The organism is Muricoccus nepalensis, from assembly GCF_006438825.1.
GTDB classification, from domain to species: Bacteria; Pseudomonadota; Alphaproteobacteria; order Acetobacterales; family Acetobacteraceae; genus Roseomonas; species Roseomonas nepalensis.
The window spans coordinates 1-17,697 of sequence record NZ_RCZP01000051.1; the positions used below are offsets into that span (position 1 = coordinate 1).

15 protein-coding genes are annotated in these 17,697 nt (G+C 73.5%); 8 read left to right on the plus strand and 7 right to left on the minus strand.

Features of this window, described 5'->3' with window-relative positions; translation table 11 throughout:
• Together EAH89_RS31590 and EAH89_RS27125 are read left to right on the plus strand one after the other, a co-directional pair.
• Positions 1-2,099, plus strand: a 2,099-nt coding sequence (locus EAH89_RS31590; protein WP_408906326.1) for a beta strand repeat-containing protein, incomplete at its 5' end; no start/stop codon positions are given.
• A gap of 165 nt (positions 2,100-2,264) precedes the next feature.
• The gene (locus EAH89_RS27125; RefSeq protein WP_241667238.1) at positions 2,265-4,304 is read left to right on the plus strand and encodes an O-linked N-acetylglucosamine transferase, SPINDLY family protein; all 2,040 of its coding nucleotides are present in this window, start codon (positions 2,265-2,267) and stop codon (positions 4,302-4,304) included.
• Between the two features lie 56 nt (positions 4,305-4,360).
• Here EAH89_RS27125 and EAH89_RS27130 read toward each other — a convergent pair whose 3' ends face one another.
• The 4 genes from EAH89_RS27130 to hppD all read right to left on the minus strand — a co-directional run bounded on the left by EAH89_RS27130 (position 4,361) and on the right by hppD (position 8,847).
• Entirely contained in the window at positions 4,361-5,350 is a 990-nt protein-coding gene (locus EAH89_RS27130) for a UDP-glucuronic acid decarboxylase family protein (protein WP_140886827.1), read from the minus strand.
• Between the two features lie 347 nt (positions 5,351-5,697).
• A complete protein-coding gene (locus EAH89_RS27140) occupies positions 5,698-6,678 on the minus strand; it encodes a glutathione S-transferase family protein (protein ID WP_140886829.1) in 981 nt (326 codons plus the stop codon).
• Between the two features lie 11 nt (positions 6,679-6,689).
• Complete coding sequence (dctP, locus tag EAH89_RS27145) at positions 6,690-7,667, minus strand: TRAP transporter substrate-binding protein DctP (protein ID WP_140886830.1); 978 nt, start codon at positions 7,665-7,667, stop codon at positions 6,690-6,692.
• Between the two features lie 70 nt (positions 7,668-7,737).
• Entirely contained in the window at positions 7,738-8,847 is a 1,110-nt protein-coding gene (gene hppD / locus EAH89_RS27150) for a 4-hydroxyphenylpyruvate dioxygenase (RefSeq protein WP_140886831.1), read from the minus strand.
• Positions 8,848-8,971: 124 nt separating this feature from the next.
• Here hppD and EAH89_RS27155 point away from each other — a divergent pair, with 124 nt between their 5' ends.
• From EAH89_RS27155 to EAH89_RS27180, 6 genes are all read left to right on the plus strand, one after another.
• A complete protein-coding gene (locus EAH89_RS27155) occupies positions 8,972-9,460 on the plus strand; it encodes an Lrp/AsnC family transcriptional regulator (protein ID WP_140886832.1) in 489 nt (162 codons plus the stop codon).
• A gap of 86 nt (positions 9,461-9,546) precedes the next feature.
• Positions 9,547-10,425 (plus strand): alpha/beta hydrolase, encoded by an 879-nt coding sequence (locus EAH89_RS27160; RefSeq protein ID WP_140886833.1) that lies wholly within the window; start codon positions 9,547-9,549, stop codon positions 10,423-10,425.
• Complete coding sequence (locus EAH89_RS27165) at positions 10,422-10,931, plus strand: ureidoglycolate lyase (protein WP_206667696.1); 510 nt, start codon at positions 10,422-10,424, stop codon at positions 10,929-10,931. The genes EAH89_RS27160 and EAH89_RS27165 overlap by 4 nt, the downstream gene beginning before the upstream one ends.
• A gap of 98 nt (positions 10,932-11,029) precedes the next feature.
• Positions 11,030-12,208 (plus strand): amidase, encoded by a 1,179-nt coding sequence (locus tag EAH89_RS27170; protein WP_194152372.1) that lies wholly within the window; start codon positions 11,030-11,032, stop codon positions 12,206-12,208.
• Between the two features lie 135 nt (positions 12,209-12,343).
• Positions 12,344-12,994: a DUF47 domain-containing protein gene (locus EAH89_RS27175; protein WP_140886834.1), complete on the plus strand. Its 651-nt coding sequence runs from the start codon at positions 12,344-12,346 to the stop codon at positions 12,992-12,994.
• 12 nt (positions 12,995-13,006) lie between these two features.
• The gene (locus EAH89_RS27180) at positions 13,007-14,017 is read left to right on the plus strand and encodes an inorganic phosphate transporter (RefSeq protein WP_140886835.1); all 1,011 of its coding nucleotides are present in this window, start codon (positions 13,007-13,009) and stop codon (positions 14,015-14,017) included.
• A 27-nt stretch (positions 14,018-14,044) separates the two neighbouring features.
• Here the strand turns inward: EAH89_RS27180 and EAH89_RS27185 are convergent, their stop codons facing one another.
• From EAH89_RS27185 to EAH89_RS27195, 3 genes are all read right to left on the minus strand, one after another.
• The gene (locus EAH89_RS27185) at positions 14,045-14,377 is read right to left on the minus strand and encodes a DHCW motif cupin fold protein (RefSeq protein ID WP_140886836.1); all 333 of its coding nucleotides are present in this window, start codon (positions 14,375-14,377) and stop codon (positions 14,045-14,047) included.
• On the minus strand, positions 14,374-15,408 hold the full coding sequence (locus tag EAH89_RS27190; RefSeq protein WP_140886837.1) for an amidohydrolase family protein: 1,035 nt from the start codon (positions 15,406-15,408) through the stop codon (positions 14,374-14,376). Before EAH89_RS27190 ends, EAH89_RS27185 begins: the two co-directional genes overlap by 4 nt.
• Positions 15,409-15,490: 82 nt before the next feature.
• A complete protein-coding gene (locus tag EAH89_RS27195) occupies positions 15,491-17,581 on the minus strand; it encodes an acetate--CoA ligase family protein (protein ID WP_140886838.1) in 2,091 nt (696 codons plus the stop codon).
• Positions 17,582-17,697: the final 116 nt, after the last annotated feature.

Here is a 17,697-nt window from a genome sequence, read left to right on the forward strand (position 1 = left end):
CGCAGCTCACCGGCCTGCGCTCGACCCAGCTCGGCGCCCTCAGCACCACCCAGCTCGGCGGCCTCACCTCCACCCAGCTCGGCTCCCTCTCCACCGCCCAGGTCGGCGGCCTCACCACCACCGAGCTCGATGCTCTCGACACCACCCAGCTCGCCGGCCTGCGCTCCACCCAGCTCGGTGCCCTGACCACGACGCAGCTCGCCGGCCTCAACACCACCAGCCTCGGCGCCCTCGCCGCCACCCAGGTCAGCGGCTTCACCACCACCCAGCTCGGCGCGCTGACCACCACCCAGGTCGGCGGCCTCAGCACCACGGGCCTCGGCGCCCTCACCACGGCGCAGCTCACCGGCCTGCGCTCGACGCAACTCGGCGCGCTGGACACCACCCAGCTCGGCGGCCTCACCTCCACCCAGCTCGGCTCCCTCTCCACCACCCAGGTCGGCGGCCTCACCACCACCGAGCTCGACGCCCTCTCCACCACCCAGCTCGCCGGCCTCAAGTCGACGCAACTCGGTGCCCTGACCACGACGCAGGTCGGCGCCCTGAACGTCACCAACCTCGGCGCCCTCACCACGACGCAGCTCACCGGCCTGCGCTCGACGCAGCTCGGTGCGCTGGACACCACCCAGCTCGGCGGCCTCACCTCCACCCAGCTCGGCTCCCTCTCCACCGCCCAGGTCGGTGGCCTCACCACCACCGAGCTCGACGCCCTCTCCACCACCCAGCTCGCCGGCCTCAGGTCGACGCAACTCGGTGCGCTCACCACGACGCAGGTCGGCGCCCTGAACGTCACCAACCTCGGCGCCCTCACCACGACGCAGCTCACCGGCCTGCGCTCGACCCAGCTCGGCGCCCTCAGCACCACCCAGCTCGGCGGCCTCACCTCCACCCAGCTCGGCTCCCTCTCCACCGCCCAGGTCGGCGGCCTCACCACCACCGAGCTCGATGCTCTCGACACCACCCAGCTCGCCGGCCTGCGCTCCACCCAGCTCGGCGCGCTGACCACGACGCAGCTCGCCGGCCTCAACACCACCAGCCTCGGCGCCCTCGCCGCCACCCAGGTCAGCGGCTTCACCACCACCCAGCTCGGTGCGCTGACCACGACCCAGGTCGGCGGCCTCAGCACCACGGGCCTGGCTGCCCTCACCACGACGCAGCTCACCGGCCTGCGCTCGACCCAGCTCGGCGCGCTGGACACCACCCAGCTCGGCGGCCTCACCTCCACCCAGCTCGGCTCCCTCTCCACCACCCAGGTGGTTGGTTTCACCACCACGGGTCTGAGCAGCCTTACGACCACTCAGCTCGTCGGGCTGCGAACCGCGGTCCTCGCGGCGCTCAGCACGACGCAGATCGGTGGCCTGAGCTCCGACCAGCTGGCTGGCCTGAGCACGACGCAGATCCGCGGCATCGAAGTGACCGACATTGCCGTGCTGACGGAGACGCAGCTTGGCGGCCTCAGCTCGGCCCAGCTCGGCGCCTTGAGCACCACGCAAGTCGTGGCCCTCTCGACGACCGGTCTGGCCGCGCTGACCACCACCCAGCTCGGCGGTCTGAACTCCACGCAGTTTGGGGCGCTGACCACCACCCAGCTTGGGTCCTTGTCGAGCACCACGCTGGAAGCGCTCAGCACAACCCAGATGAGCGGCCTCAGGCCGACCCAGCTGGCCGCGCTGAACACCACGCAGGTGGGCGGCCTGACCTCCACTCAGCTCGGGGCGCTCACCACGACGCAGATCGGCGGCCTGGAGATCACCGACATCGCAGTGCTCACGACGACCCAGTTCGGCGGCCTCACGGCCACGAGCATCCGGGCGCTGACGACGACCCAGTTCGGGGCGCTGACCACCACCCAGATCGGTGAGTTCAGCACCACGCAGGTCGGTGGCCTCTCCCGCACCGAGATCGCGGCGCTGACGACCACACAGGCGAGCAGCTTCAGCACGACGGCGATCACGGCCTTCTCGACCACCCAGGTGTCCGGCCTCAGCACGTCGAGCATCGCGGCGCTGAGCACCACGCAGGGGTCCGCCTTCACCTCCACCCAGGTTCAGGCGATGACCGCCCCCCAGGTGAATGCGCTGCTCACGCTGCTGAGCTGAGGACGAGGGGGCCGGGCCTGCCCCGGCCCCTCGCCACCGAATCGAGTCTAAACGCCGACGAGAGCGACGGACGCTCGCCGAGGCCACCGAATTGCTTCATAATAGAAACGACCTGAGCCGCGGAGTCGGCCGGGTCGGCGCTTGATCCAGGAAGGATTGGCTCGCGTGGCAGAACCGGAGTTGCAGACCTCCCCCACCGCCGGCACCGCCGCTCAGGTGGAACTGGCAACGGCCCTCGCCCGGGCGGGTGCCCGCCAGATGACCGCCGAGCAGGCGATCGGCGAGGCCAACCGCCTGACGGTGCACGGTCCCGCCGCGGCGGCGGCCCTCTACAAGACCTGGCTCGCCTGCAACGCCGGTGACCCTGGCCTTCCCGCCATCTACTTCAACTACGCGGTCTGCCTGTCCGATAGCGGGGACCTGGCGGGCGCCGTCAACGCCCTCCGGGAAACCATCCGGCTGAAGGCCGATTTCGGCCCAGCCTACATCAATCTCGGCAGCCTGCTGGAACGGATGGGAATGGCCGGCCCGGCCGTGGAGACCTGGCTTTCCTACGTGGGATTGCAGGCGGGCGTGACGCCGGACGCGTTGAGCTACAAGCTGCTGGCGTTGAAGCAGACCGGCCGCGTCCTGGAGGCCGCCCAGGAGGACGCCGCCGCCGAGGATGCGCTTCGCCAGTCCCTGGAACTGAACCACGACCAGCCCGACGTGGTGCAGCACGTCATCGCGCTGCGCCAGCGCCAGTGCAAGTGGCCCGTCCTGGCGGCCAGCGACCGGCTGGAGCCGGCCAAGCTGCAGCCCGCGATCTCGCCGCTGTCGGCCGCCTACCACACCGACGACCCGATCTTCCACCTCGCCAACGCCTACCACTATGCCCGGCGCACGATCGGCCGCCCGCCGCGCCCTCGCCTCGTCGAGGTGCCGCGCGCGCCGGAACCGGGGCGCCGGCTGCGGATCGGCTATGTTTCCTCCGACCTGCGGGACCACGCCGTCGGCTTCGCGATGACCGATGTCCTCGAGTCGCACGACCGCGGCCGGGTGGAGGTGTTCGCCTACTACTGCGGCATCAACACCGTCGACGAGACCCAGCGCCGGACCCGCCGCGCGGTCGACCACTGGACGGACCTGAACGGCCTGGACGACGCCAGGGCGGCGCAGGTCATCCGCCAGCACGGCATCGACATCCTCGTGGACCTGAACGGCTACACCAAGGACGCCCGCACCAAGGTCTTCGCGATGCGCCCGGCGCCCGTGGCGGTGAACTGGTTCGGCTTCCCCGGCTCCATGGGCAGCCCTTACCACCACTACATCGTCGCCGATAACGTGATCATCCCGCCCGAGAACGAGCTCTACTACTCCGAGAAGGTGCTTCGCCTTCCCTGCTACCAGCCGAACGACCGCAAGCGCATCGTGGCACCGGCGCCCACCCGCCAGGAGGCCGGGCTTCCCGAGGATGCCTTCGTCTTCTGCTGCCTCAACGGGATGCAGAAGCTCACCCCGCGCTGCTTCGAGCGCTGGATGGCCATCCTGCGCCAGGTTCCGGACAGCGTGCTCTGGCTTCTCGGCGGAACCCCCGACACGAACGAGCGGCTGCGCGCCCAGGCCCAGGCCGCGGGCGTGGCGGGGGAGCGGATCCTTTTCGCGGACCGCCGGTCGAACCCGCACCACCTGGCGCGGATGCAGCTTGCCGACCTCTTCATCGACACCTTTCCCTACGGGGCCCACACCACGGCCTCGGACGCGCTCTGGGTCGGGCTGCCGATCCTTGCGCTGTCTGGGCGCAGCTTCGCCACGCGGGTCTGCGCGAGCCTCGTCACCGCGGCCGGCCTGCCGGAACTCGTCTGCCGCACGTCCGAGGAATACGTCGCCCGCGCCGTCGAGCTCGCGCGGGACCGGCCGCAGCTCGCCGCCCTTCGCGCGCGGCTGAAGGCCGGGCGCGACACCTGCACCCTCTTCGACACGCCGGGCCTGGTCCGGTCGCTCGAGGATCTCTACGCAGGAATGCAGGAGGACCGCCGGGCCGGCACCCTCCCCCGCCCCGACCTCGCGAACCTCGACCTCTACCACGAGATCGGCGCGGCCGAGGACCTCGAGGCCCGGGAGACGCTCGACGACGAGGCCTACCTCGCGCATTACCGGGAGCGCCTGGCGGACTTCGACGCCGATTTCCCGGTGCGCGCCGACCGGCGGCTCTGGGCGGGGTAGTCAACAGCGTCGCGCGGGGGCGGCCCTGTCGGCGCCGCCTCCGGCGCGGCGCGCCCTCAGAGAAGGGCGGCGCTCTCCCGCGGCCTTGCCTTGCCGCCCGTCGAGAGAAGATCGCTGAAGTAGGCGATCGTGCTCTCCAACCCCTTCTCCAGATCCACCTTCGGCGACCAGTCCAGCAGATCGCGCGCCTTGGTGATGTCGGGGCAGCGCTGCGTCGGGTCGTCCTGCGGCCGCGGCCGGAACACGAGGCGGGAGCTCGACCCCGTGAGCGCCAGGACGCGCTCTGCCAGTTCCCGGACGGTGATCTCGTGCGGGTTGCCGAGGTTGACCGGCCCCGTCACGGTCCGCGGCGTGCCCATCATCCGCAGGAAGCCCTCGATCAGGTCGTCGACGAAGCAGAAGGCGCGCGTCTGCTCGCCGTCCCCGTAGAGGGTGATGTCGTCCCCGCGCAGCGCCTGGACGATGAAGTTGGAGACGACGCGGCCGTCGTCGGGGTGCATGCGCGGCCCGTAGGTGTTGAAGATCCGCACCACCTTGATCGCCAGCCCGTGCTGCCGGTGGTAGTCGAAGAACAGCGTCTCGGCGCAGCGCTTGCCCTCGTCGTAGCAGGCGCGGGGGCCAAGGGTGTTGACGTTGCCCCAGTACTCCTCGCGCTGGGGATGCACGTTGGGGTCGCCGTAGATCTCGCTCGTGGAGGCCTGCAGCACCGGCACGCGCAGCCGCTTCGCCAGGCCGAGGACGTTGATCGCGCCCAGCACGCTCGTCTTCGTGGTCTGCACGGGGTCGTGCTGGTAGTGAACGGGCGAGGCCGGGCAGGCGAGATTGTAGATCTCGTCCACCTCGACGTAGAGCGGGAAGGTCACGTCGTGGCGCAGGAGCTCGAAGCGCGGGTTGCCCAGCAGGTGCGCGATGTTGCTCCGCCGTCCCGTGAAGAAGTTGTCCACGCAGAGCACCTCGTGCCCCGCGGCCAGCAGCCGCTCGCAGAGATGCGACCCGAGGAACCCGGCGCCGCCGGTGACCATGACGCGCTTGCTGATCAGGCTCATGGAACTATCGTCCTTCCTTCTGAAATGCGTGGCCGGGGCCGGCGCCGTCCGGCCGCGGCGCCCGGTCCCGGCGCCCCGCGGCCGGGGAGGCCACCCCGTCGCGGGGCCGGCGCGCCCGGTGGCCGTGAGAGCGCGCGGCGGGCGCCTCCCGGCCGGCCGTGCCGCGGCCCGGCGGGGCGATCGCCCCTTCGCCGGGGTCTGCGGCCTTGTCGTCCAGTGGCTTCAACTTTCCAGCTGCCCCGCTCCGAACAGCCGGTTCGGGGGGATGATGAAACCTGATCGAAACGCTTGCAACCGCGGGTAGCATAATCGGCGGGGCGCGTCCTTCCTATGCCGCGCGGCATGCGTCAGGCGCCGGCGCCCTCGGCCGGGCCGCGGCCGTGCGGCGCGGAGAGGTCCTGCAGGGGACCCAGGGGCACGATGCCCGTCGGGTTGATGGTGCGGTGGCTCCCGTAATAGTGGCGCTTGATATGGTCGAAGTCGCAGGTCTCCCCGAAGCCCCGCGACTGAAAGAGGTCGCGCAGATAGGGGAACAGGGCGGGGTAGGCGGCGACTTGGCGCAGGTTGCACTTGAAGTGGCCGTGATAGACCGCGTCGAACCGGACCAGGGTGGTGAAGAGGCGGATATCCGCCTCCGTCAGCCGGTCGCCCAGGAGATAGCGCCGCGACGCGAGGCGCTCGTCGAGCGCGTCCAGGGTCGCGAACAGCGGGCGCACCGCGTCCTCGTAGGCCTCCTGCGTCGTCGCGAAGCCGGCCTTGTACACCCCGTTGTTGACGGTGTCGTAGATCGTGGCGTTCAGCGCGTCGATGCCATCCCGCAGGCCATCGGGGTAGTGGTCGCCCGGCCCGCCGAAGGCGTGGTCCAGCATGCGGATGATCTCGGAGGACTCGTTGTTCACGATCGTCCCGCGCCGCTTGTCCCAGAGCACGGGCACCGTCACGCGGCCGGTGTAGCGGGGATCCGCGGCCGTGTAGACCTCGTGCAGGAAGCGGGCGCCGTGGATGGGGTCGGGGATGACGCCCGGCCCTTCCTCGAAGGTCCAGCCGTTCTCCGCCATGTGCGGGTGCACGACCGAGACGCCGATCGCGCCCTCGAGTCCCTTGCGCGCGCGCATGATGAGGGCGCGGTGCGCCCAGGGGCAGGCGAGCGAGACGTAGAGGTGGTAGCGCCCGGCCTCCGCCGCGAAGCCGCCCTCGCCGGAGGGGCCGGGCGCGCCGTCGGGCGTGACCCAGTGGCGGAAGGCGCTCTCCTTGCGGAGGAAGCGGCCGCCGCTGGCCTTGGTGTCGTACCACTGGTCCCGCCACTGGCCATCCACGAGCAATCCCATGGCGTGCCCCCTCAGCCCGCGCGGTAGGCGGCCAGGATGGCCGCGCCCTCGTCCCCGGCGCGCGCGGACCAGTCCGCCAGCACGGGCGCGGCGGCGGCGGCCAGGGCCGCGCGCAGCGGCGCCCCGCTCGCCACGGTGACCCCGTTCGCCCGCATCCGCGCCTCGTTCTCGGCGAGCCGGCCGAGGATGGCGCGGAACTGCCGCGCCTCCGTCTCCCGCGCGGCCTCGGCCACCGCCTCCCGCGCCGGCGCGGGCAGGGCCTGCAGGGCGGCGGTGCCGCAGAAGGCGAGGCTGAGGGGCGAGGCGTAGTCGAGCACGGTGAAGTGCGGCAGCACCTCCCAAAGCCGCGCCCCCGCGCCTCCGTCGCCGGAGGAGAGCGCGGCGTCCAGCTCGCCGGCGCGCAGGCGCGGCAGGGCATCGGCGAAGGAGACCTGCGCGGGCAGGGCGCCGGCCGCGCGCATCACCGCGGTGCTGGCCGCGTCGTAGGTGCGCACCCGAAGGCCGCGCAGCGCCTCCGGCCCGCCGACCGGGTTGCGCGACCAGAGGCCGGTCGCCGGCCAGGGCGTGGCGTAGAGAAGCGTCACCCCCCGCGCCTCGAGGGCGCGGGCGTAGGCGGGCCGCGCCGCGCGCAGCAGGCGCGCGGTGTCCGCGGCGGAGGCCGTGAGGAAGGGAAGCGCCGAGAGCTGGTAGAGGGCGCCCTCGCCCGCCAGCGCGCCGGTGAAGGCGTCGGCGGCCGTGACCCGCCCCTCCGCGGCCGCGCGGATCATGGCGGCGGAGCGCAGGCCGTCCGGGGCGTCGAAGCCGGGCGTGACCGCCAGCGCCCCGCCGGAGAGCCGCGCCGCGGCCCCCGCGAAGGTCGCGATCCCCTCGCCGGGCATGGCGCTGGCCGGGTACTCGGTGACGATGCGCCACTCGGTCGCCGCGCCAGCCTCGCGCGCCGCGAGGGCGGCCGGGGCGAGGGCGAGAAGGCTGCGGCGGGAGGGCATCATCGGCGGGTCTCCGGGATCGTCCCCGGAGTATCCCGCCCTGTCGCCCCCGGCCGCAACCGGGGGCCGGCGGCTAGGCCGCCTTCGTGCCGGTCAGCACGCCGCGGCGCACCTGGTCCTCCTCAATGCTCTCGAAGAGGGCGCGGAAGTTGCCCTCGCCGAAGCCGTCGTCGCCCTTGCGCTCGATGAACTCGAAGAAGACGGGGCCGATGACGTTGCCGGAGAAGATCTGCAGCAGCAGGCGGGCCTTGCGGTCCTCCACCACGCCCTCCCCGTCCACCAGGATGCCGTTCCGCTTCAGCCGCACGAGGTCCTCGCCGTGGCCGGGCAGGCGGGCGTCGACCTTCTCGTAGTAGGTCTCGGGAGGGGCGGGCATGAAGGCGAGCCCGGCCTCGCGCAGGCCCTCGATCGTGCCGTAGATGTCGTCGCAGCCGCAGGCGATGTGCTGGATGCCCTCGCCCTTGTACTCCCGCAGGTACTCCTCGATCTGGCTCTCGGCGTCCGCACTCTCGTTCAGCGGGATGCGGATGCGGCCGTCCGGGCTGGTCAGCGCGCGGGAGAAGAGGCCCGTGTACTCGCCCTTGATGTCGAAGTAACGGATCTGCCGGAAGTTGAAGATGCGCGCGTAGAAGTCGTACCAGACGTCCATGCGGCCGCGGAACACGTTGTGGGTCAGGTGGTCGATGTAGTAGAGGCCCGCGCCCACCGGCCAGGGGTCGCGCGCGCCCAGCCACTCGAACTCGCGGTCGTAGGCGGAGCGGCCCTCGCCGTACTGGTCGATGAAGTAGAGCAGGGACCCGCCGATGCCCTTGATGGCGGGGATGTCGAGGGTCTTGTCCTCCGTCGCCGGCTCCGCGCCGTTCGCCACCGCGCGGTCGAAGGCGTGCTTCGCGTCCACGACGCGGAAGGCCATGGAGGGCACGCAGGGGCCGTGCGTCTCGGTGAAGCGCTGGGCGTGCGAGCCCGGCTCCTCCGTCAGCAGGTAGTTGATGTCGCCCTGGCGGTAGAGGGTGCTCCGCTTCGTCCGGTGCCGGGCGACGGGGGTGAAGCCCATCTGCCGGAACAGGGCGTGCAGCTTCTCGGGCTCGGGATGGGCGTACTCGACGAAGCCGAAGCCGTCGGTGCCAGCCGGGTTGGCCTCGGAGATGGTCGCGCGGGGAGCGTCGTGCGGGAAGGGACCCATGGGAACGTCCTCTCTACGGTGTTCTGACTTGCCCCCATCCTATTGCGCCCCTCCCGCGCAAAGCGTGCAAAGAGGGGTCCCGCACGCGATTTTCCGCACGGTCCGTGCGTGCCATGCTGCCTTCATGCACGAACGCCTCGATCTCGACGCCACCGACCTCCGGCTCCTCACGGCCCTGCAGGCGGACGGGCGGCTGACCAACCAGCAGATCGGGGAGCGGATCGGCCTCTCCCCCTCCCAGTGCTCGCGCCGGCGCCTGGCGCTGGAGGCGGCGGGGGTCATCCGCGGCTACCACGCGGAGCTGGCGGCGGGCCCGCTCGGGCTGCGGCTGCTCGTCTTCGTGACGGTGACCCTCGCGACCCACAGCCGCGACAACGCCCAGCGCTTCCGCGGGCTCGTCGGCCGGCTGGACGAGGTGCAGGAGGCCTACGCCATGACCGGCGACGCGGACTACCTCCTCAAGGCCGTGGTGCCGGACCTCGCCGACCTCTCGGCCCTCGTGAACGACGTGCTGCTGCCGCACGAGAGCGTGGCGCGCGTGCGATCCTCCATCGTGCTCGACCGGCTGAAGGAATCGAACCGCCTTCCCCTGGCGGCGCTGCGCCGGGGGTGAGGGCGGGGCGGCACGCGGATTGCTACCTTCCCGTGCATGGGCTCCCGCTTGGAACAGGCACGTCGGCGAACCGGGGGCGGGCGGGCGTGAGCGCCGCGGAGAGGCCGTTCCTCTGGCGCGGCTACGACCAAGCGGCGCTCGACGCCCAGTACGACACCCACGCCGCGGCGGGCGCGGCCGGCATCGCGGCGCTGGCCCGGCTGCGGGCGCTGGCCCAGCGGAACCGCGGCGCCCTGCCGGTGCGGACCGACATCCCCTACGGCCCGCACCCCACCATGCGCCTCGACCTCTACCCCGTGGAGGGGGTGGACCGGCCGCAGCCCTGCCTGGTGCTCGTGCACGGCGGGGGCTGGACCACGGGCAGCGCGGCCGGGGCGGGCTTCTGGGCGGCGCGGCTGCGGGAATGGGGCGTCTCCCACGCCGTGGTCGGCCACGCCCGGCGGCCCGGCGCGACGCTGGCGGAGATGGCCGCGCAGGTGGCGGAGGCCTGGCGCTTCCTCTGCCGGGAGGCGCCGGCCCTCGGGCTGGACCCGGCGCGCACGCATCTCGCGGGCATCTCCGGCGGCGCCACCCTCGCGGCCCTGGCCGCCCTCTCGCTGCGGCGGGAGGCGCGGCCGGCCTCGCTGCTGCTGATGGGCGGCCTCTACGAGCTGGAGCCGGTGCGGCTCTCCTTCCTGAACAACCTGCTGTCCCTGAGCGCGGCGGAGGCGGCCGCCCTGTGGCCACGCGGCGGCGCGGCGCGGCTGCCCGGCCCCGTGGTCCTCGCCCATGGGGCGCGGGAGACGGAGGAGTTCCGCCGCCAGGCCCGCGACCTCGCCGCCCGCCTCGGCGCGCGCGCCCGGCTGATGGAGATCGCCGGCGCCGACCACTTCTCCCAGGCCGAGGCGCTGCTCGATTCCTCGACGCCCCTGGCGCAGCATCTGCACGCCCTGCTGACCACGCCCCTGCCGGAGACCGCACGATGAGCGACATGGCCACCGCGGTGCGCGCCCTGCCCGCCCGGGAGGCGACGCCCGCGGCGATTGCGCCCTACGGCACGCTGATCGAGCCGGGCGCGGACGGCACGCCCTATGGCCGGGCGGACGCCGTGCTGGACCTCGGGCGGGGCACGCCGCGGCTCTACGTCATGCGCCTCGTGGCCCGGCCGATGCGCGTCACCGGCATCACGCGCCACGCCGCCGTCACGCAGTGCCTGGCCTCCACCCGGGGCGAGGACTGGTTCATCGTCCTCGCCGCCCCCGGCGACCCCGACGACGCGGCGGCGATGCCCGACCCCGCGGGGATCGAGGCCTTCCGCATCCCCGGCGGCACGGCGCTGGCGCTGCACCGCGGCACCTGGCACGCGGGGCCCTATTTCGCCGAGCCCACCATGGACTTCCTGAACCTCGAGCTAGCGGACACGAACACCGCCGACCACCGCACGGTGCGCCTCGACCGGCAGTTCGGCGTCGCCCTCGACATCGTCCCCTGACCCGCGGCGCGCCTCGGCCGGGGCGGAAAGGGCCCACCCTTGCGCAACGCCGCGCCTTGACGCCCCCTTCCGACCCCGACCCACGGAGAGAGACGCGCGTGACCGATGCCCTGAACGCCTTCACCCCCGGCCCGCAGCCCCGCCTCGAGGGCTCCCCGGGCGGGCCGCTCTCCGGCATCGCCTTCGCCGCCAAGGACCTCTTCGACGTCGCGGGCTTCCCGACGGGCGCGGGCAACCCGGACTGGGCGCGCACCCATCCCGTGCCGGCGCGCCACGCCGATGCCGTGGCCGCCCTCCTCGCCGCCGGCGCCACGCTGGCGGGCAAGACGCACACGGACGAGCTCGCCTTCTCGCTGAACGGGGAGAACGCGCATTACGGCACGCCCGTGAACCCGCGGGCGCCGGGGCGCATCCCCGGCGGCTCCTCCTCCGGCTCGGCCTCGGCGGTGGCCGGGGGCGCGGTGGACACGGCGCTGGGAACGGACACCGGGGGCTCGGTGCGGGTGCCGTCCTCCTATTGCGGGATCTTCGGCATCCGCACCACGCACGGCGCCGTGCCGGTCGGCGGGCTGGTGCCGCTGGCGCCGCGCTTCGACGTGGTCGGCTGGTTCGCGCGCGATGCCGGGCTGCTCGCCCGCGTCGGCCGCGCCCTGCTGCCGGCGGGGTCGGCCGCGCCGGTCACGCGGCTGCTCCGGCTCGAGGACGCCTTCGAACTCGCCGGCGAAGCGGTGACCGCCGCCCTGGCGCCGGCCGTCGCGCGGCTGGCCGGGCGCCTTCCCGTGGACTCCGCGCGGCTGGCGCCGGGGCCGGAGGGGCTGTCGGGCTGGTTCGGCCACTTCCGGGTCCTCCAAGGCCGCGACGCCTGGCGCACGCACGGGGAGTGGGTGACGGCGGTGGAGCCCTCCTTCGGTCCCGGCATCCGCGACCGCTTCGGCTGGGCCGCGGGCCTGACGGAGGAAATGGGGGAGGCCGCCGAGGCCGGGCGCGCGGCCGCGCTCGCGGTGCTGGACGCGGCGCTGCCGCCCGGCACCGCCCTTCTCCTGCCCACCGCCCCCGGCATCGCGCCCCGGCTCGCCACCCCGGCGGCGGAGCTGGACGCCTTCCGGATGCGGGCCATGACCCTCACCTGCATCGCGGGGCTGGGCGGGCTGCCGCAGGTCTCCATGCCCGCGGGCACCCTCGACGGCTGCCCGGTCGGCCTCTCGGTTATCGGCGCCCGCGGGACGGACCTTGCCCTGATGGACGCGGTGGCGGACTGGGCGCTGCCCGTCGCCTGAGGGACGGCGCCGGGCCTCCCGCGCCCCCTTCCGGGGCCGGGCGGGGTATCGCGGCGCGCGCCCGCGCGTTACCCACCCCGACCCGCCCTTCCCGGCCGGCCCCACGGGGCGCGCGGCCCTGACCGGAGCCCCCCGATGGTCCTCAAGCTCTTCCGCATGCTGATGCCGCGGGACGACGTGTTCGTGACCGCCTTCGCCGCCCAGGCGGCCAAGGCCGTGGAGGCCGCGCGCGTCTTCCGCGCCATGCTGGCCGAGCCCGACCAGGCGCGGACCCACCAGGCGACCCTCAGCCGAATCGAGCGCGAGGCGGACGACATCAACCGCGCGACCATCCGCTCCATCCACCGGGTCTTCGTCACTCCCTTCGACCGCGCGGACATCCTCTCGCTCACGAACGGCCTCGACGACGTGATCGACCTCATGAAGACCGCCGGGCGGCGGATGCTGCTCTACAAGGTCGCGGTGACGCCGGAGATGCTCGAGATCGCGGACTGCGTGGTGGAAGCCTGCGAGCAGCTGCGCGACGGCATGCCGCTGATGGGCGACATCACCGGCAACGCGCGCGCCATCGAGGCGATGTGCGCGAAGGTGGACGCCATCGAAAGCCGGGCGGACCTCGCCTTCCAGGCCGGGCTCGACGCGCTGTTCCACGGCAGCGACCCGGGGGGACCCTCGCCCGGCCACAAGCTGATGGTGCAGATGGTCTACGAGGGCATCGAGGAGGTGGCGGATTCCTGCGAGAACGTCGTCGACCTCATCCAGGCCGTCGTGATCGAGCAGGTCTGACGGGCCCGCACGATGACCACGATGACCATCGGGTTGCCCTTCCTCATCGGGCTCATCGCCATCGCCCTCTTCTTCGACTTCCTCAACGGGCTGCACGACGCGGCCAACGCCATCGCGACCGTGGTCTCGACCCGCGTGCTGTCGCCGGCGGTGGCGGTGGTGTGGTCCGCCTTCTTCAACTTCATCGCCTTCCTCTTCTTCGGCCTCCACGTCGCCGGCACCATCGGCAAGGGGATCGTGGATGTCGGCGTGGCGGACCCGCTGGTGGTGGGCGGCGCGCTGCTGGGGGCCATCGCCTGGAACCTCGCGACCTGGGCCTGGGGCCTGCCCTCGAGCAGCAGCCACGCGCTGGTGGGCGGGCTGATCGGGGCGGCGATGGCCAAGGCGGGGCCGGCGGCGGTCATCTGGGGCGGGGTGGGCACCATCGCGGCCTTCGTCGTCATCTCGCCGGTCCTCGGCTTCCTGCTCGCGCTGGCGCTCGTGCTGGCCACCACCTGGGCGGTGCGCCGCTCCACGCCCTTCGCAGTGGACCGGCACTTCCGGGTGATGCAGCTCCTCTCCTCCTGCCTGTTCAGCCTCGGGCACGGCGGCAACGACGCGCAGAAGACGATGGGGATCATCGCCGTGCTGCTCTACTCCCAGGGCATGCTGGGGGCGGAGTTCCACGTGCCCTTCTGGGTGGTCATCAGCTGCCACGCCGCCATGGCAATGGGCACGCTGATGGGTGGCTGGCGGATTGTGCGCACCATGGGCTCGCGCATCACCGAGCTTCGCCCCATCCAGGGCTTCTGCGCGGAGACCGGCGGCGCGATGGCGCTGTTCGGCGCCACCTGGCTCGGCATCCCCGTCTCCACCACCCACACCATCACCGGCTCGATCGTCGGCGTGGGCGCGGCGCGCCGGGCCTCGGCCGTGCGCTGGGGCGTCGCGCGGCGGATCGTGTGGGCCTGGGTGGTCACCATCCCCGCCGCCGCCGCGGTCGGGGCGGCGGGGTACTGGCTGGGATGGCTCGTCGCGGGCTGAGGGCGGCGCGCCCCCAGCCCCCGGCGATCAGTCCACGATGAAGAGCCGCGCCCCGGTGCGCGTGGAGGAGCGGTGCGCGGCGTCGCCGAAGTCGGAGACCTGGTAGCTCATGCCCGGGCGGAGCGTGAAGCGGCGGCCGTCGCGGAGCTCCGTCTCCAGCTCGCCCTCCAGCACCGTCAGCACGTGGCCGCGGTCGCACCAGTGGTCGGCGAGATAGCCGGGCGAGTACTCCACCATCCGCACGCGCAGGTCGCCGGCGGCGAAGGTCCGCCAGGTGGCCTCCCCGGTTTCGCCGGCATGGCGGGTGACGGGGACGGCAGACCAGTCCGTCACGGTGAAGGGAAGCGCGGGGATCTTCACCGGCCGGCCCCGCCCGGGCGGAGGCCGAAGAAGCTCTCCGCGTTGCGGTGGTTGATCTTCAGCCGGTCCTCCTCGGGCATGTCGATGCTCTCCAGCACCTTGATGGTCTCGCGGATGTAGCCGGGGCCGCGCTCGGGATCGAAGGGGCAGTCGGAGGCGAAGAGGACCTTGTCGGCGCCGTAGAACTCCAGCCCGCAGACGGTCGCCGCGCGCGAGCCGAAGACCGCGCTGTCGGCGTGCATGGCCTTGAAGTAGTCGAGCGGCCGCTTCTTCAGCCCGGCGAGCACGCCCGAGAGGTCCTCGTCCGTCGTGCGCTTGCCGAGCTGGTCCCAGCCGGGCCCGACGCGCCCCTCGAAATAGGGGACCATGGCGCCGAGGTGGTGGGCGAGGATCTTGAGATCCGGCAGCCGGTCCATCACGCCGCCGAAGACGAGGCGGGCCATGGCGGCGGAGGTCTCGTAGGGCCAGCCGAAGGTCCACCATATCTCGTATTTGGACTTCGGCTCGGTGACGTAGTCCGTCACCTCGTTGCCGCGGGAGGGATGGAGGCAGACGGGCTTGCCGTGCTTCGCGGCCATCTCGAAGACCGGGAAGAAGCGCGCCTCGTCGAGCGGCGCACCGTTGATGTTGCTGTGGATCTGCAGCCCGTTGGCGCCGAGGTCGCGGAAGGCGCGCTCGGCCTCCCGCGCGGCCGCCTCCGGATCGTTCATGGGCAGGGAGGCGACGTAGCCCGCGAAGCGGTCGGGGTGGCGGCTCACCAGCTCCGCCAGCCCGTCATTTGCGAGGCGCGCGAGCTCCACCGAGACCGCGGGCGGGCCGAGCTGCTCCAGCGGCGGCATGCCGAGGGAGATGACCTGCGTGTAGTCGTGCTGGCGGAACCCGTCCATCACGCGGAAGCGCTCGTCGAGGTCATAGATGGCGGGGATGCCGCGCATGCGCGACCCGATCCCGGCCCCCGCGCCCTCCAGCGTCAGGATGCGGTCCCAGAGGGCCTTGGGGAAGAAGTGGCAGAAGGCGTCGACGTAGCGCACGGCGTTTCCTCGGCATCTCTCGGGCCCTTGGCGGCCCCGCCGAGGATGGCGCCGGCGCGGGCCGGCCGCCAAGGGGGGCGGGTCAGGCGGGCGCGGGCGGCGGCCCGGCCAGCACCACCAGCCCGTCCAGCGCGCGCACCCCCTGCCCCTCCGGCAGCACCACCAGGGGGTTGATCTCGGCCTCCAGCAGCCGCTCCCCCGCGGCCGCCGCCAGGGCGGCGAAGGCGAGAATGGCGTCGGCGAGCGCGGCGCGGTCGGAGGGCGGCACGCCGCGGTAGCCGGAGAGGAGGGCGGCGGTGCGGAGCCCCGCGATCATCCCCTCCGCGTCCTCGCGGGTGAGCGGGGGCAGGCGCAGCACCGTGTCCTGAATCAGCTCCGCCGTGACGCCGCCCATGCCCAGCAGGAAGACCGGGCCGAGCTGCGGGTCGCGGTGGAAGCCGAGGATCATCTCGATGCCGCCCCGCACCATCTCCTGCACGAGGAAGCCCTCGGGCGGCGGCGCGCCCGCGCGGGCGAGGCTCTCGAGCATGGCCGCCGCCGCGGCGGGCAGCTCCTCGGCGGGCAGGCCGACGCGCACGCCGCCGACGTCGCTCTTGTGGGGGATGTCGCGCGAGAGGGCCTTCAGCACGACCCGCGCGCCCAGCCCCTCCGCCGCGTCGAGCGTGCCGGCCGGGTCCGGCGCCACGGCCTCGCGCGTCACGGGGATGCCGAAGGCCTCGAAGAGAACCTCGCTCTGCGCCTCGTTCAGCCGCCCCGCGCCCATGGAGGCGAGCAGGGGACCCGGCGGGCCCGGCGCGGCCGCGGGCAGGGCGGGCACGGGCCGGGCCTGGAGGGCGGCGAGGACCGCGGCGCAGCTCTCCGGCGCCGCGAAGGAGGGGACGCCCCCGCCGTTCAGCCGCCGCGTGACCTCCGGCGCGTGCGGGCTGATGTAGCAGATCAGCGGCCTCTCCCCGCCCGCGGCGCGCTCGAGCACGGCGTCCGCGACCAGGCCCGGCTGGGCGACGGCGGAGGAGCCCACCACAACCACCGTCGCGTCGTAGGAGGGGCTGTCGAGCAGGGCGTCGAGCGCGCCGCGGAGGAGGTCCGGGCGCAGGCCTGCGAGGGTGAGGTCGACGGGGTTGCGCATCTCCGCCGGGTCCTCGCCGCGCAGCGCGGCCAGGCGGGCGGCCGTGGCGGGATCGGGCGGCGCGAGGTCGAAGCCGGCGAGGCCGAGGCTGTCCGCGACCAGCGCCCCGGCCCCGCCGGAGGAGGTGAGGATCGCCACCCGCCGCCCCCTCGCCCGCCGCCCGGGGACGAGGGCCGCGGGGATGTCGAGCAGGTCGGCGAAGGTCTCGGCCCGGATGATGCCGCACTGGCGGAAGAAGGCGTCGTAGACCCGGTCCACCCCCGCCAGCGCGCCGGTATGGGAGGTGGCGGAGCGCGCGCCGGATTCGGAGCGTCCGATCTTGAAGACCACGACGGGCTTGCCCGCCGCGGCCGCGCGGAGGGCGGCGGCGCGGAAGGCCTCGGGCCGGCGCAGCCCCTCCATGTAGAGGGCGATGACGCGCGTGGCCTCGTCGTCGATGAGGTGCTCGACGAGGTCGGTGCTGTCGAGGTCGGCCTCGTTGCCGGTGGAGACGAGGCGCGCGAGGCCGACGCCCCGGTCCGCCGCGCGCGACAGCAGCGAGCCCAGCACGCCGCCGCTCTGCGAGACGATGGAGACGGCGCCGGCCGGCAGCTCCGCCATGGCCAGCGCGCCCGAGGCAGAGAGGGTGATGCGGTCGGTCAGGTTCACGAGCCCGATGGTGTTCGGGCCGAGGAGCCGCATGGCGCCCGCGGCCTCGACGAGCGCGCGCTGGCGGCGGATGCCCTCCTCCCCCGCCTCGGCGTAGCCGCCGGCGAGGACGATGGCGGCGGCGGTGCCGCGGGCGGCGAGCGCGCGCACGGCCTCCTCGGCGCGGTCGTGCTCGAGCAGCACGATGGCGGCGTCCGGCGCCTCGGGCAGGGAGGCGATGTCGGGGTGGCAGCGCAGCCCGGCGATCTCGCCGCCGCGCGGGTTCACGGGGAGGATCCGGCCCGGGTAGCCGTGGCGGAGAAGGTAGCTCACCGGCCGCGCCGTGAGCTTGCCGGGGTCGGCGGAGGCGCCGATGACCGCCACGCTGCGCGGGCGGAGAAGACGGTCGAGGGCCTTCATCGCGGCCCGCGGCGGCGGCGGGGCGTCGTCGGGAAGGCGGGCGCGGCGCGGCGCATGGCGGCACTCCTGCGCGCCCGGGCTCGGCCTGCCCGCCCGGCGCGTCTCAGCGCGAGGAT

Coding starts and splice junctions, on each gene's coding strand:
- EAH89_RS27130 (WP_140886827.1), bottom strand. CDS start 5,350: ATGAGCCTGATCAGCAAGCGCGTCATGGTCACCGGCGGCGCCGGGTTC.
- EAH89_RS27140 (WP_140886829.1), bottom strand. CDS start 6,678: ATGGGATTGCTCGTGGATGGCCAGTGGCGGGACCAGTGGTACGACACC.
- dctP (WP_140886830.1), bottom strand. CDS start 7,667: ATGATGCCCTCCCGCCGCAGCCTTCTCGCCCTCGCCCCGGCCGCCCTC.
- hppD (WP_140886831.1), bottom strand. CDS start 8,847: ATGGGTCCCTTCCCGCACGACGCTCCCCGCGCGACCATCTCCGAGGCC.
- EAH89_RS27155 (WP_140886832.1), top strand. CDS start 8,972: ATGCACGAACGCCTCGATCTCGACGCCACCGACCTCCGGCTCCTCACG.
- EAH89_RS27165 (WP_206667696.1), top strand. CDS start 10,422: ATGAGCGACATGGCCACCGCGGTGCGCGCCCTGCCCGCCCGGGAGGCG.
- EAH89_RS27175 (WP_140886834.1), top strand. CDS start 12,344: ATGGTCCTCAAGCTCTTCCGCATGCTGATGCCGCGGGACGACGTGTTC.
- EAH89_RS27180 (WP_140886835.1), top strand. CDS start 13,007: ATGACCACGATGACCATCGGGTTGCCCTTCCTCATCGGGCTCATCGCC.
- EAH89_RS27195 (WP_140886838.1), bottom strand. CDS start 17,581: ATGAAGGCCCTCGACCGTCTTCTCCGCCCGCGCAGCGTGGCGGTCATC.